Origin of the sequence: Streptomyces sp. NPDC007983, from assembly GCF_042958345.1 — a bacterium.
GTDB lineage: Bacteria > Actinomycetota > Actinomycetes > Streptomycetales > Streptomycetaceae > Streptomyces.
Window position 1 is genome coordinate 281891 of the sequence record NZ_JBIBJI010000009.1, and the last position, 12765, is coordinate 294655.

Sequence of the window (12765 nt, forward strand, 5' to 3'; positions counted from 1 at the left end):
TAACGGGTTCCGCGCTCAGCCCGCGCGGACGCTTTCCAGCACGCGCCCGGCCAGGTCAAGGGCCTGATCGGCATCCTTGGCGAGGTAGGACAGCTCGACGAAGCAGTGCTCGACGCCCGCCTCCCGCTCCGCGCGCGTGATCGTGGCCGCGATGTCCTCGACCGAGGCGTCGGCATCGGGGTTGACCCGGAGGATCGCGCCGAAACGGGCCGGATCCCGTCCCTCCCGCTCGACCGTCTCCCGCAGCCCGGCCAGGCCCTGGGCGAGGGACGCGATGGGGTCGGTCCCGGCGTACTTCCGGCCGACGAGCGCGATGGGCAGCCAGCCGTCGGCGCGCCGGGCGACCCGGGCGAGGGCGGCGGGGGCGAAGGCGCCCAGGTAGACCGGTGGACCGGGGCGGCCGGCGGGTTTGAGGTCGATGTAGCTGGCGGGCACGGTCCAGTGTTCGCCGCGGTGCTCGACCGGGTTCTTCGTCCACCAGGCGGTGAGCACGTCCAGGCATTCGTCGAGCCGGCGGCCGCGCTCGGCCATGGGGATGCCCGTCGTCTCGTACTCCTCGGGCGACCAGCCGGTGCCGAGGCCGACCAGCAGCCGGCCGGCGCTCAGCAGGTCGACGCTGGTGAGGGAGCGGGCGAGCAGCGCGGGCGCGTACCAGGGCGCGTTGATGACGTTGGTGCCGAGCTGGACGCGCTCGGTGACCGCGGCGGCGGTGGCCAGCAGGGCGAACGGGTCCAGGGCGGACCGGAATTCCGGCGGGATCACATCCGTACCGGCGTAGCCGACCTTCGGGTCGACCGGGGCGAGCAGCCGGTCGCCGACCCACAGGCTGTCCGCGCCGAGCGCTTCGGCCTGCTGTGCGAACCGTGTGACGTGCTGCGGATGGTGGGCCAGATCACCGAATTGGGGAAGGGTGAACCCGATGCGCATACGGCGGCTCCTCGTCGACTCGTTGTCCTCGGGCTACGGGTGATCCTCGCCGTTGGTTCAACATTCAGCTACCCGTCGGCGTACGGTTCGCGCCATGATCCGCAAGCGGCGGAACCGCACGCGTAGGTCCGCGCGTTGAGCCGACGTGAGCGAAACCAACGGCGGCGTGCGCCGCCATATGAGCCGGCGCACGCTGCTGGTGGGCGGTACCGCGGCCGGTCTCGGCGCGGCCGGGATCGCCGGGTATGCCGCGCGGGACAGCCTGGAGCACCTGTGGTGGCGGATGCCCGGTGAGCAACGGCCGCGCGAGGAGGGCGCCGTCGACCACCCGGGCGCGGACTGGGTGGCGGCCTCCGGGGCCAACTACCGGCGCGCCGACCGGCCGTACGACTACGCCGTGGACCGGGTGGTGATCCATGTCGTGCAGGGTTCCTACGAGGACGCGCTCAAGGTCTTCCGGGACCCCGGGCACCGCGCCGCGGCGCACTATGTGGTGCGCCGCGACGGGCATATAGCGCAGACGGTCCGCGAGCTGGACGTGGCGTTCCACGCGGGCAACCGCTCGTACAACGAGCGCAGCGTGGGCATCGAGCACGAGGGGTTCGTCACCCGGCCGCAGGACTTCACGGACGCCATGTACCGGTCCTCGGCCCGGCTGACCGCGGCGATCTGCGAGCGCTACGGGATGGAGCGGGACCGCGAGCACATCGTGGCCCACTCGGAGGTGCCGGGCACCGACCACACCGACCCCGGCCGCCACTGGGACTGGGACCGCTATCTGGAGCTGGTGCGGGCGGTGCGGATCGCCAAGTGAGCGCGGGGGCCACGTCGCTCAGGCGGTGCCGAAGACGACGGCGAGCGGGCGGCCCTGGCTGTCGGCGGACGGCCTGCGGGCCGTGTCGTCACCGATGTAGAGCTTGCCGTCGGTGAAGAGCATCCTGGCGTCGCCGTAGGTCTCCATGTCCGACTCCGCCTTCTTCATGGCGGCGGGGTTCCGCTGGATCTGCTCGACGTCGAAGGACGTGGGGTCGATGCGCACGACGCCGCCCGCCTCGCTGTACATGCTGCCCTGGTAGGCGATCAGCGAGCCGTCCTTCTCGGTGCTGATGGGGGTCAGCGACCGGCTCTCGGCCATCTTCGTCCGGCCGGTCTCCTTGCCGGTCTCGAAGTTCACGCCGGTGATCTTCTCGCCGGGGCCGCCGTCGTCCACGTCCACCTCGGAGGAGAGGTAGACGGTGCTGCTCTTCTTGTCGAGGGCCAGGTCCTTGCAGCCCTCCACGTTGACGGCGGGGCAGTCGGGCTGGAAGCCCTTGGCCAGGACGTCGATCGAGTTGACCAGTTTGCCCTGCGCGGCGCTGTCGTCGATGGTCAGGATGTCGGTGACGCTCGAGCCGCCGTCGGAGTCGCCGGTGTCGGCGGCCACGACGAGGGGCGCGGTGGACAGGATGTGGGCGCGCTCGAACTCTCCGTCGAGCTTGTAGGACGACAGCACCTTCCGCGTGGTGGGGTCCACGGTCTGGATCTCCAGCTTCTCGGTGCTGGAGTCCGCGCTGCTGCAGCCGCGCAGCGCGACGAGCTTGCCGTCGCCGCCCGCGTAGCCGTCGTCGTCGCAGTCCGCGATGTACTCCGGCTTCCACAGCGGCTTGCCCTGGAGGGACCAGGCGCCGCCGCCGCTCGTGCCCCCGGCGGCGATGGTGTTACCGCTGATCGTGACCTCGTCGAAGTCGACGCCGTCGTTGCCCTCGGTGTCGGTCCCCTCCTTCTGCCAGACCAGTTTTCCCTTGTCCAGGTCGACCAGGCCGACCTGGGTGCATTGCGCGTCGCTGCCCTTTCCGTCCTTGAACAGCACCGCGGTGCGTCCGTCCTCGGTGGTGTGCGGCGAGGCCCAGCAGATTTCCCCGTCGAGCGCTATCGTCCACTGGGCCTTGGAGCCGTCCGGGGAATATCCGACGATTTTGTCGATATCGCCCTTCACGAAATTCTTGCCGGTCACCCACATCCCCATGACATTGGTGTCCTTGGTGACTTTCGGCATGCCGACCTTGCCGAGCGTCTTCGCCTGGGCGCCCTGGGAGGACGATTCGCCGTCCTTCCCGCCGCCCTCACTTTCCCCGCATCCGGAAAGGAACACCGAACCGCCCACCACCAGGGCCGTCATCACCACTCGACCCGAACGCCGCACCATCAATGTCTCCCGTTTTCCCCGTTTAAGGGGCCCGTGCACTTTTCTGCATGCCGGGCCCGTTGACGGGGTAGATCCTTGCCGACGGATCTTCGCGATTTCAAGCGGAGCCTGGTGTTCCGTGGGTTATTTGAAATGGCCGGGAGAGCATCGGGAATTCTTCGGTTATTCTTCGGTCAGCGCGATCTCGCCGGTCAGCAGCGCGATCTCGCCGGTCAGCTGAGTCCCGCGCTGCGCGCCCGTTCCACGGCCGGGCCGATCGCCTCCGCCACCGCCTCGATATCGGCCTTGGTCGACGTATGTCCGAGCGAGAAGCGCAGGGTGCCGCGCGCCAGGGCCGCGTCGGTGCCGGTGGCCAGCACCACATGGCTGGGCTGGGCGACCCCGGCGGTGCAGGCCGAGCCCGTGGAGCATTCGATGCCCCGCGCGTCCAGCAGCAGGAGCAGCGAGTCGCCCTCGCAACCGGGGAAGGAGAAGTGGGCGTTGGCCGGGAGGCGGCCACCCGGATCGGGGTCGCCGCCGAGGACCGCTTCGGGGACGGCGGTACGGACGGCGGTGATGAGCGCGTCGCGCAGCGCGCCGATCTCGCGCGCGAACTCCTCGCGGTGCTCGGTGGCGTACGCACCGGCCACGGCGAAGGAGGCGACGGCGGGGACGTCGAGGGTGCCCGAGCGCACCTGGCGCTCCTGGCCACCGCCGTGCAGGACGGGCACGGGGGCGTACTCGCGGCCCAGCAGCAGGGCGCCGATGCCGTACGGACCGCCTATCTTGTGGCCGCTGACCGTCATCGCGGCCAGGCCGGAGGCGGCGAAGCCGACGTCGAGCTGACCGAAGGCCTGGACCGCGTCGGCATGCAGCGGAACGTCGAACTCCGACGCTACGTCGGCGAGTTCGCGCACCGGCTGGATGGTGCCGATCTCATTGTTGGCCCACATGACGGTCGCGAGGGCGACGTCCGCGGGATCGCGGGCGATCGCCTCGCGCAGCGCGTCCGGGTGGACGCGCCCGTACGCGTCGACCGGCAGCCACTCGACCCGCGCGCCCTCGTGCTCGGCGAGCCAGTCGACCGCGTCGAGCACGGCGTGGTGCTCGACGGGGCTGGCGAGCAACCGGGTGCGGGCCGGGTCGGCGTCGCGGCGGGACCAGTAGAGCCCCTTGACGGCGAGGTTGTCGGCCTCGGTCCCGCCCGAGGTGAAGACGACCTCGCTGGGGCGCGCGCCCAGTGACTCGGCGAGGGATTCGCGGGACTCCTCGACGGTACGGCGGGCCCGCCGGCCGGCGGCGTGCAGGGAGGACGCGTTACCGGTGACGGCGAGCTGGGCGGTCATCGCCTGCACCGCCTCCGGAAGCATCGGGGTGGTGGCGGCGTGGTCGAGATAAACCATGGTGAGCTCGATTCTACGAGCCGTGGGGCGCGGCCGTACCGGGTGCGGCCGTACCGGGTGCGTGGGCGCGGAGTCCGCGCGACCCCTTTTTTCTTCGGTAAGGAGTGTCTAGGGTTTTACTCATGACAGCTGCTGATCACTGGGAACTGGACCGCACGTATCGCAGCGCCTCCGGCGAGGTCCGCTGGGCCGTTCTGGGCGCGCCGGACGCCCCGCCGGTGGTGCTCTTGCACGGCACGCCGTTCTCCTCGCACGTCTGGCGGGCCTTCGCCCGCGCCCTCGCCGACCGGTGGCGGGTGTTCGTCTGGGACATGCCGGGCTATGGGGCCTCCGAGAAGAGCGCCGGTCAGGACGTCTCCCTCGCCGCGCAGGGGCGGGTCTTCGGTGAGCTGCTCGACCACTGGGGGCTGACCGCGCCCGGGGCGGAACCGGTCGTCGTCGCCCATGACTTCGGCGGGTGTGTCGCGCTGCGCGCGCATCTGCTGCACGGGGCGCGCTACCGGCGGCTGGCCCTGGTCGATCCCGTCGCCTTGCCGCCGTTCGGCTCCGCCTCCTATCAGCTGTTCGGCGGTCACCCCGAGGTCTTCGAGCGGCTGCCGTCGGCGCTGCACCGGGCGCTGGTGCGGGAGTACATCGGGTCCACGGGTGGGCCGGGGCTGCGGTCGGGGGTTTTGGAGCGGCTCGTCGAGCCGTGGTGCGGGGAGGTGGGGCAGCCCGCCTTCTATCGGCAGATCGCGCAGAACGATCAGCGGTTCATCGATGAGATCGCGGGGCGGTATGGGGAGGTTTCGGTGCCGGGGCCGGTGCTGGTGTGCTGGGGCACGGATGACGCGTGGATTCCGGTCGCGCATGCGGAGGAGTTGGCGGCGCGGATTCCGGGGGCGCGGGTGCGGTTGATCGAGGGCGCGGGGCATGTGGTGCAGGAGGATGCGCCGGCGGAGCTGATGGCTGTGCTGGCGGGGTTCCTCGCCGAGGGGTGAGGTTGCGCCTGCGGCGGGCTGTCCCCCACCCCGCCCCTTCCCGCAGCATCCGATGTGCGGCTCCGCCGCGCGGGGGGCTCCGCCCCGCGCCCCCGCCGGGGCTCCGCCCCGGACCCCGGTCCTCAAACGCCGGACAGGCTGGATTATCGCGCCGCCAGACGCCGCGAGATCACCCCCGCATGCGCAGCAGCTTGGCGGCCAGGAGGGCGATGTGGCGGCGCCAGGCGGTGAGGGACTGGGAGCGCTCCTGCTCCGCGTCCGGCGGGCCGGTCTGGGTGAGGATGAGGCGGGCGCCATGACCAGTACCCTGGGCCAGCTCCCAGCGGACCCGGCCGACGGGCCGCCCGGCGCGCTCCCAGTCGTAGGACAGCGTCCGGGGCGCCTCGGCCTCGGTGATCGCGCCCGCCGGGACCCCCTCGGTGCGGAATCCGAACGGCACCGGCTCCCCGGCCGTGAGCCCGGCCGCGCCGGTCTGCCCGGCCAGCGCCTGCCACACCGTCTCGGCGGGGCGGACCAGTTGGCGCTCGAAGCGCAGCCGCCAGCCGCCGTCCTCGGTGGTCTCCACCGTGCCCTCGGCCAGGCCGAACGCCTCGACGTACGACTCGTGCAGCTCGGCCATGTCGCCCGGGGCGGACTCCTCGCCGTCGAGCAGCGCGGCGAGGGTCGTGATGCAGGCGTGCCAGCCGGAGGCGAAGCTCGCGGCGCCGAAGCGGTCGCCGAAGGTGTGGGTGAGGGTCAGCAGACAGCCGTCGCCGTCGGGGCGCAGCTCCCAGCGGAGCTGGTCGTCGCCCCAGGTGAAGGCGAAGACACGGGGCGGGTCCAGCTCGGTGACCACGCCCTCCATGTCGGGGGCCTCCCGGCCGGGGAAGACGAAGCCCATCCGGCCGCCGACCTTGAGGTCCACCCGGACCTCGGAGGGGAACCAGTGGGCCAGTTCGGCCGGGTCGGTCAGGGCCTGCCAGACCTTCTCCGGGGGGTGGGCGATGCGGCGCTCCAGGCGCAGGGCCGAGCGGCCGCCGCCGGACTGGCTGAGGGTGTCCTTCATGGCTCTTCTCCGTCGGAAGGATGCGGCATGGTGTCGAGGTGGCGTTCCAGCGCGTCGAGGCGGCCGGTCCACAGCCGCCGGTACGGGGCGAGCCAGGCGTCGATCTCGGCCAGCGGCTCGGGGCACAGCTCGTACCACCGCCGCTGGGCGTCCCGGCGCACCCGCACCAGCCCGGCCTCGCGCAGCACCCGCAGGTGCTTGGAGGTGCCGGGCTGGGTCAGCCCGAGCTGGTCGGTCAGCTCGCCGACCAGGCGGGGGCGCTCCAGGAGGAGGTCCAGGATCTGCCGTCGGCTCGGCTCCGCGAGCACGTCGAACGGTATGGGCATGAAGGGGAATATAGCTTGCGGGGTATATAGCTGCAAGGGAATGTAGCCCCGGTCAGCTCTCCTCGGTCGCCGTGCTGCGCCGGTTCCATGCCCGCGGTGCCCGCCATCCGTACCGCATCGCCAGCAGCCGGACGACGAAGGCCACCACGGCCGCGAGGGCGCTGGTGGCCCCGGAGAGCGCGCCGAAGTGGATGAGCAGGGCGGCTATGGACGCGCCCACGATGGCCGGTACGGCGTACAGGTCACGGTCCCAGCGCAGCAGCGAGGGCACCTCATGGGCGAGGACGTCGCGCAGCACGCCGCCGCCGACCGCGGTCGCCATGCCGAGGGTGACGGACGAGGTGAGGCCGAGCCCGTGCTGGTGCGCCTTCACGGTGCCCTCGACGCAGAACAGCCCCAGCCCGGCCGCGTCGAAGACGCCCACCGCCCGGGTGATCCGCTCGACCTGGGGGTGCAGGAAGAAGACGATGACGGTGGCGACGAGCGGGGTGAAGAAGTAGCCGAGGTCGACGAAGGCGGCGGGCGGCACCGCGCCGATCACCAGGTCCCGGAACACCCCGCCGCCCAGCGCGGTGGCCTCGGCGAGCACCGCCATGCCGAAGACATCGAAGTTCTTGCGCACCGCGAGCAGCGCACCGGAGATCGCGAAGACGAAGATCCCGACGACCTCGAACGCGTGCTGGACGGACGGGGTGACCAGTTCGATGAGCACCCGACATTGTTATCCGACGATGCCGCCGCGCCCGCCCCGTCTCAGCTCTCGGTCTTCTTCGTCGCGCTCCGCACCGGTCCGGCGACCTGGCCGGGTGCCTGGTCCGGCGCGTTCTCGGGGTGGTGGCAGGCCACCTGGTGGCCGGTGGCGAGCGCCACCAGCGGCGGTTCCTCCCGCTTGCACACCTCGGTCGCCTTCCAGCACCGGGTGTGGAAGCGGCAGCCGGACGGCGGCGAGATCGGCGAGGGCACATCGCCCTTGAGCAGGATCCGCTCGCGCCGGGCGCGCCGCCGGGGGTCGGGCACCGGCACCGCGGAGAGCAGCGCCTTGGTGTACGGGTGCATGGGGGTCTCGTACAGGGCCTTGCGGTCGGCCAGTTCGACGATCTTCCCGAGGTACATCACCGCGATCCGGTCCGAGACGTGCCGGATGACGGACAGGTCGTGCGCGATGATCACGTACGTCAGGCCCAGCTCGTCCTGGAGGTCGTCCAGCAGGTTGACCACCTGGGCCTGGATGGAGACGTCCAGCGCGGAGACCGGTTCGTCGGCGACGACCAGCTTGGGCTTGAGGGCGAGCGCCCGGGCGATGCCGATGCGCTGCCGCTGGCCGCCGGAGAACTCGTGCGGATAGCGGTTGTAGTGCTCGGGGTTGAGGCCGACCAGCGCCAGCAGCCGCTGCACCTCCGCCTTGATGCCGCCCTCCGGGGAGACGCCCTGCAGCCGGAAGGGCGCGCCGACGATCGCGCCGACGGTGTGCCGGGGGTTCAGCGAGGAGTACGGATCCTGGAAGATCATCTGGACGTCGCGGCGCATCGGCCGCATCGAGGCGGTGCCCAGATGCGTGATGTCCTTGCCCTCGAACTCGATCTTCCCGGAGGTGGGTTCGAGCAGCCGGGTGATCAGCCGTCCCATGGTGGACTTGCCGCAGCCCGACTCGCCGACCACGCCCAGGGTCTCCCCCTGGCGCACGTCGAAGTCGAGGCCGTCGACCGCCTGCACCGCGCCGCTCTGGCGCTGCAGCAGCCCCTTCTTGATGGGGAAGTGCTTGACCAGGCCGGACACCGTGAGCAGGGGCTCGGCGGTGGTGGTCGCCTGCTCCGGGACCGTCATCTTCGGATCCTTCACGTCTTTCGTGCCCTGGGAGTCCGTCGTCACAGCTTCGGCGCAATCTCTTCGGTCCAGATCCGCGTACGGTCCTCCTGCGCCATATGGCAGGCGGAGAAGTGCCCGTCGGCGCCCACTACTTGGCGCAGCTCCGGCCGCTCGGTGCGGGTGATGCCGCCTTCGGGGACGTCGGCGTACGGGCAGCGCGGGTGGAAGGCGCAGCCGGACGGCACGTTGATCAGGCTGGGCGGGGAGCCCTTGACCGGAATCAGCCGCTCGGTCTGGTCGCGGTCGATACGGGGCATCGAGCCGAGCAGCCCCCAGGTGTACGGGTGCTGGGGCTCGTAGAAGACCTTCTCGGCGGGGCCGCGCTCGACGCACCGGCCCGCGTACATCACCAGCAGGTCGTCGGCGAGTTCGGCGACCACGCCCAGGTCGTGGGTGATGACGATGACCGCGGAGCCGAACTCCTTCTGCAGATCCCGGATGAGGTCGAGGATCTGCGCCTGGACGGTGACGTCGAGGGCGGTGGTCGGCTCGTCGGCGATCAGCAGTTCGGGGTTGTTGACCAGCGACATCGCGATCATCGCGCGCTGGCGCATCCCGCCGGAGAACTCGTGCGGATAGCTGTCCACCCGCTTGTCCGGCTGCGGGATGCCCACCCGGTCGAGCATCTCGACGGCGCGCTTGCGGGCGACGTCCTTGGCGACGTCGTGGTGGACCTGGTACGCCTCGGTGATCTGGCGGCCGATCGTGTAGTACGGGTGCAGCGCCGACAGCGGATCCTGGAAGATCATCGACATCTCGCGGCCGCGCAGCTTGCGCACCTCGTCGGGGTCGGCGCCCAGCAGCTCCTGCCCGTTCAGCCAGATCTCCCCGGAGATCCGGGCCTTGCGGCGGCCGTACTGGCCCGCGGTGTGCAGCCCCATGATGCCGAGCGAGGTGACGGACTTGCCGGAGCCGGACTCGCCGACGATGCCGAGGGTCTTGCCCTTCTCCAGCCGGAAGCTGAGCCCGTCCACGGACTTGACCAGGCCGTCGTCGGTCGGGAAGTGGACCCGCAGATCGCGCACTTCGAGGAAGGCCGTCGGGGCGGGCGAACCGGCCGCGGCCACCTCCCCCACGGCGGCGGTCCGGGGCTCCCCCGCGGCCGCGGCCGGAGTCTCCCCCGCGGCGTCGGTCGCGGGCTTGTTCAGATCGGTCATCCGAGCCTCACTCGTGGGTCGATGACGGCGTACAGGAGGTCCACGACGAGGTTGGCGAGCACGATGCACAGCGCGGCGATCAGCGTGACGCCCAGGATGACCGGGAGGTCCTTGTCGCTGATCGCGTTCACCGCGAGCCGGCCGAGGCCGGGCAGGTTGTAGGTGCTCTCGGTGAGCACCGCGCCGCCGAGCAGCGCGCCCAGGTCCAGGCCGAGCAGGGTGAGGATCGGGGTCCAGGTGGAGCGCATCGCGTGCCGCCCGATGACCGTCCGTTCCCGCAGCCCCTTGGCGCGGGCGGTGCGGATGTAGTCCTCACCCATGATCTCCAGCATGGTGGCGCGGGTGAGCCGGGCGTACATGGCGGCGTAGAGGAAGGCGAGGGTGATCCACGGCAGGATCAGGCTTTCGAACCACTTGGCGGGGTCGTCGCCGAGCCCCTTGTAGTCCACGTCGACCCACTTCAGCTGGTAACTGAAGATCGCCAGCGAGAGCAGACCGGTGAAGTAGATCGGCAGCGAGACGCCGGCGAGCGCGGCGGTCATCGCCGAGCGGTCCCACAGGGTGCCCCGGCGCAGCGCGGAGACGACGCCGGTGGCGATGCCGCCGACCAGCCACAGCAGGCACGCGCCAGCGGCGAGCGAGAGGGTGACCGGCATGGCGTCGGTCAGCTGCGGCCACACGGCCTGCTCGGTGCGGAAGGAGTAGCCGAAGCAGGGCATCGGGCAGTGGGTGACGTCGGAGCCGTTGGCGTAGTCGCGGCCGACGAACAGCCCCTCGACGAAGTGCCAGAACTGCACCAGGAGCGGATCGCTGAGCCCCAGCTTCTGCCTGATGCCCTCGATGGCCGCGGGGTCGGCCTGTTTGCCGACGAAGAGCAGCGCGGGGTCGGAACCGGCCCACTTCGGGATCACGAAGAAGATGGCGAAGGTCGTCAGGGTGACGACCAGCAGCATCATGACGACGGCGAACAAGCGCCGGATGACGTAAGCAAGCACTGTGCGCGGCCCGGTGGCGGTCCCGTCGCCCCTCATACCGGGGTTCCGGGACCGCCACGCGTGGCCATCACCTGCCCTTCGGGCCTATCGGATGAAGCGACGGTGGGGGTGGGGTGGCTGGTGGCCGGCCGTCACTTGACCCCGAGGGACACGTAGTCGTACCGGCCGTTGTAGGCCGAGGACGAGTAGGCGTTGGTCAGCCGCGAGCTGCGCCAGGTGATGTTCTTCTCGTAGAGGAACGGCATCGCGACGGCCAGGTCGGCGACCTTGTGGTTCATGTCCGTGTAGATCTGGCCGGCCTTGGCGGGGTCGGTCTCCTTGAGCGCGTCGTCGAAGTCCTTGTTGATCGCGCTGTCGTTGGTCTCGGAGACGTTGTAGTTACCGGTCTGCTCGATGAAGCGGCCGTCGAACAGCGGACGGGAGAAGCCCTGGCCGGTCGGGAAGTCGGGTCCCCAGCCGGTCATGTTGAGGCCGTAGCCGCGCTTGTGCATCACGGACGGGGAGCCGGTGATGCCGGCGGACGAGCCGCCCTCGATCTCGTTGATGTCGAGCTTGATGCCGACCTTGCTCAGCGACTCCTGGAGCGCCTCGGCGGCCGCCGTCTCGTTGGGCTGGTCGGTGCGCGAGACGATCTTGGCGGAGAAACCATTCGGCTTGCCGCACTGCTTCAGCTCGTCCTTGGCCTTGGCCGTGTCCGGCTTGCCCTTGCGCTTGATGACGCCGTACGGGTCGTAGTCGTCCGAGCCCTTGACGGTCTTGGGGAGCATGTTGGGGGCGAGGTCACCACCGGCCTGCGGGCCGCCGCGGGTGGTCTGGAGCTGGGTGTAGTCGGTCGCGTAGAAGACCGCCTTGCGGCAGTGGATGTTGTCGAACGGCTTCACCTTGGTGGCGAGGTCGACATAGCGGACGAAGTTGGTGTTGATGTTGTCGACGTTGCCCTTGTGCTCCTTGAGCGCGGCGGCGCGGCCGGACTGGCCCATGCCGGTGGCGCTCAGGAAGACGTCGTAGTCGCCCTTGATGAGCAGCTTGTCGATGGCTTCCAGGTTGGAGTTGAAGGTGACCGTGACCTGGTCCGGCAGGGCGGCGCGGACCGGGTCGGACGACTTCTTCCACTTGTCGTTGCGCACCAGGGCCAGGCTCTTGCCCGGGGTGAAGGACTGGACCTTGTACGGGCCGGAGGAGAACGGCCGGTTGGTGTACTGGGCGCCGGTGTCCTTCTCCCGCTTGACCGGGGAGCCGGTGGGCATCGCGAGCATCTGCTCGAAGTCACCGTTGGGCTGGGCGAGACGGAAGGTGATGGTCTTGTCGTCCGGCGTCTCGATCGCCTTCAGCCCGAGCTTGTCCTTGGACTTGTCCTTGTACGGGCCCGGGTACTCGCCCTTGGGGTCGAGGACCTGACGCAGATAGCCGGGGCCGCCGGAGACCACGTCCTTGGCCCAGATGCGCTCGATGCCGTACTTGATGTCCTTGGAGGTGATCGGCGAACCGTCCTCCCAGGTGATCCCGTCGCGCAGCGTGTAGGTGTACGTCTTGCCGCCGTCGCTGATCTTGCCGGTGGAGGTGGCCAGGTCGGGGACCAGCTCGTTGGAGGCTTCGCCCGGCTTCGGCGCGTACGTGATGAGTTGACGCGAGTAGAAACGGGCGAAGTCCCAGGCGAAGCCGTAGTACTGGCGCTGCGGGTCGAGCGAGTCGAAGTTCTGCTTGTTGATGAACTTGAGGGTGCCGCCCTTCTTGGTGGACTTGTTGGCGACGCCCTTCGCCCCCGCGTTGAATCCGGCACCGGAGGATTTCTCGTCGCTGCCGCCGCCGCACGCCGCGGTGGCGAGCAGGGCGCAGACGACAGCCGTCGCGCCGACGATCCGCCTGCTTCTCGACGAACGTAGGGGTTTCATGGTTCCTGCA

General features: G+C 70.3%; 12 protein-coding genes. 2 read left to right on the forward strand and 10 right to left on the reverse strand.

Going from position 1 to position 12765, the window contains the following annotated elements; all coding sequences use genetic code 11:
- Nucleotides 1-15: 15 nt before the first annotated feature.
- A complete protein-coding gene (locus ACFZCY_RS27870; protein ID WP_391178919.1) occupies nucleotides 16-927 on the reverse strand; it encodes a TIGR03619 family F420-dependent LLM class oxidoreductase in 912 nt (303 codons plus the stop codon).
- A gap of 145 nt (nucleotides 928-1072) precedes the next feature.
- Here ACFZCY_RS27870 and ACFZCY_RS27875 point away from each other — a divergent pair, with 145 nt between their 5' ends.
- The gene (locus tag ACFZCY_RS27875; RefSeq protein WP_391178922.1) at nucleotides 1073-1741 is read left to right on the forward strand and encodes an N-acetylmuramoyl-L-alanine amidase; all 669 of its coding nucleotides are present in this window, start codon (nucleotides 1073-1075) and stop codon (nucleotides 1739-1741) included.
- Between the two features lie 18 nt (nucleotides 1742-1759).
- Here the strand turns inward: ACFZCY_RS27875 and ACFZCY_RS27880 are convergent, their stop codons facing one another.
- Both ACFZCY_RS27880 and ACFZCY_RS27885 read right to left on the reverse strand, forming a co-directional pair.
- Nucleotides 1760-3112 carry a hypothetical protein gene (locus tag ACFZCY_RS27880; RefSeq protein ID WP_391178925.1) on the reverse strand — a complete coding sequence of 451 codons (1353 nt, stop codon included), beginning with the start codon at nucleotides 3110-3112 and terminating at the stop codon, nucleotides 1760-1762.
- A gap of 212 nt (nucleotides 3113-3324) precedes the next feature.
- Nucleotides 3325-4494, reverse strand: a complete 1170-nt coding sequence (locus ACFZCY_RS27885) for an aminotransferase class V-fold PLP-dependent enzyme (RefSeq protein ID WP_391178928.1) — start codon at nucleotides 4492-4494, stop codon at nucleotides 3325-3327.
- Between the two features lie 122 nt (nucleotides 4495-4616).
- On the opposite strand from ACFZCY_RS27885, the gene ACFZCY_RS27890 reads away from it, so the two are divergent.
- Complete coding sequence (locus tag ACFZCY_RS27890; protein ID WP_391178931.1) at nucleotides 4617-5474, forward strand: alpha/beta fold hydrolase; 858 nt, start codon at nucleotides 4617-4619, stop codon at nucleotides 5472-5474.
- A gap of 169 nt (nucleotides 5475-5643) precedes the next feature.
- Here ACFZCY_RS27890 and ACFZCY_RS27895 read toward each other — a convergent pair whose 3' ends face one another.
- The 7 genes from ACFZCY_RS27895 to ACFZCY_RS27925 all read right to left on the reverse strand — a co-directional run bounded on the left by ACFZCY_RS27895 (nucleotide 5644) and on the right by ACFZCY_RS27925 (nucleotide 12755).
- The gene (locus ACFZCY_RS27895) at nucleotides 5644-6519 is read right to left on the reverse strand and encodes an SRPBCC domain-containing protein (RefSeq protein WP_391178935.1); all 876 of its coding nucleotides are present in this window, start codon (nucleotides 6517-6519) and stop codon (nucleotides 5644-5646) included.
- Nucleotides 6516-6845, reverse strand: a complete 330-nt coding sequence (locus tag ACFZCY_RS27900) for a metalloregulator ArsR/SmtB family transcription factor (protein WP_391178939.1) — start codon at nucleotides 6843-6845, stop codon at nucleotides 6516-6518. Before ACFZCY_RS27900 ends, ACFZCY_RS27895 begins: the two co-directional genes overlap by 4 nt.
- A 52-nt stretch (nucleotides 6846-6897) precedes the next feature.
- Nucleotides 6898-7557, reverse strand: a complete 660-nt coding sequence (locus tag ACFZCY_RS27905; protein ID WP_391178943.1) for a TRIC cation channel family protein — start codon at nucleotides 7555-7557, stop codon at nucleotides 6898-6900.
- A gap of 41 nt (nucleotides 7558-7598) precedes the next feature.
- Nucleotides 7599-8669, reverse strand: a complete 1071-nt coding sequence (locus ACFZCY_RS27910; protein ID WP_391178946.1) for a dipeptide ABC transporter ATP-binding protein — start codon at nucleotides 8667-8669, stop codon at nucleotides 7599-7601.
- Between the two features lie 41 nt (nucleotides 8670-8710).
- The gene (locus tag ACFZCY_RS27915) at nucleotides 8711-9868 is read right to left on the reverse strand and encodes an oligopeptide/dipeptide ABC transporter ATP-binding protein (RefSeq protein ID WP_391178949.1); all 1158 of its coding nucleotides are present in this window, start codon (nucleotides 9866-9868) and stop codon (nucleotides 8711-8713) included.
- Complete coding sequence (locus tag ACFZCY_RS27920; RefSeq protein WP_391178952.1) at nucleotides 9865-10899, reverse strand: ABC transporter permease subunit; 1035 nt, start codon at nucleotides 10897-10899, stop codon at nucleotides 9865-9867. The genes ACFZCY_RS27915 and ACFZCY_RS27920 overlap by 4 nt, the downstream gene beginning before the upstream one ends.
- A gap of 95 nt (nucleotides 10900-10994) precedes the next feature.
- Nucleotides 10995-12755, reverse strand: coding sequence for an ABC transporter substrate-binding protein (locus ACFZCY_RS27925; protein ID WP_391178955.1), 1761 nt, complete (start codon nucleotides 12753-12755; stop codon nucleotides 10995-10997).
- Nucleotides 12756-12765 lie beyond the last annotated feature (10 nt).

Excerpts from the sequence above, each read along its gene's own strand:
- ACFZCY_RS27890 (WP_391178931.1), top strand. The coding sequence starts at position 4,617 with ATGACAGCTGCTGATCACTGGGAACTGGACCGCACGTATCGCAGCGCC.
- ACFZCY_RS27925 (WP_391178955.1), bottom strand. The coding sequence starts at position 12,755 with ATGAAACCCCTACGTTCGTCGAGAAGCAGGCGGATCGTCGGCGCGACG.
- ACFZCY_RS27920 (WP_391178952.1), bottom strand. The coding sequence starts at position 10,899 with ATGAGGGGCGACGGGACCGCCACCGGGCCGCGCACAGTGCTTGCTTAC.
- ACFZCY_RS27870 (WP_391178919.1), bottom strand. The coding sequence starts at position 927 with ATGCGCATCGGGTTCACCCTTCCCCAATTCGGTGATCTGGCCCACCAT.
- ACFZCY_RS27895 (WP_391178935.1), bottom strand. The coding sequence starts at position 6,519 with ATGAAGGACACCCTCAGCCAGTCCGGCGGCGGCCGCTCGGCCCTGCGC.
- ACFZCY_RS27880 (WP_391178925.1), bottom strand. The coding sequence starts at position 3,112 with ATGGTGCGGCGTTCGGGTCGAGTGGTGATGACGGCCCTGGTGGTGGGC.
- ACFZCY_RS27885 (WP_391178928.1), bottom strand. The coding sequence starts at position 4,494 with ATGGTTTATCTCGACCACGCCGCCACCACCCCGATGCTTCCGGAGGCG.
- ACFZCY_RS27900 (WP_391178939.1), bottom strand. The coding sequence starts at position 6,845 with ATGCCCATACCGTTCGACGTGCTCGCGGAGCCGAGCCGACGGCAGATC.
- ACFZCY_RS27910 (WP_391178946.1), bottom strand. The coding sequence starts at position 8,669 with ATGACGGTCCCGGAGCAGGCGACCACCACCGCCGAGCCCCTGCTCACG.
- ACFZCY_RS27915 (WP_391178949.1), bottom strand. The coding sequence starts at position 9,868 with ATGACCGATCTGAACAAGCCCGCGACCGACGCCGCGGGGGAGACTCCG.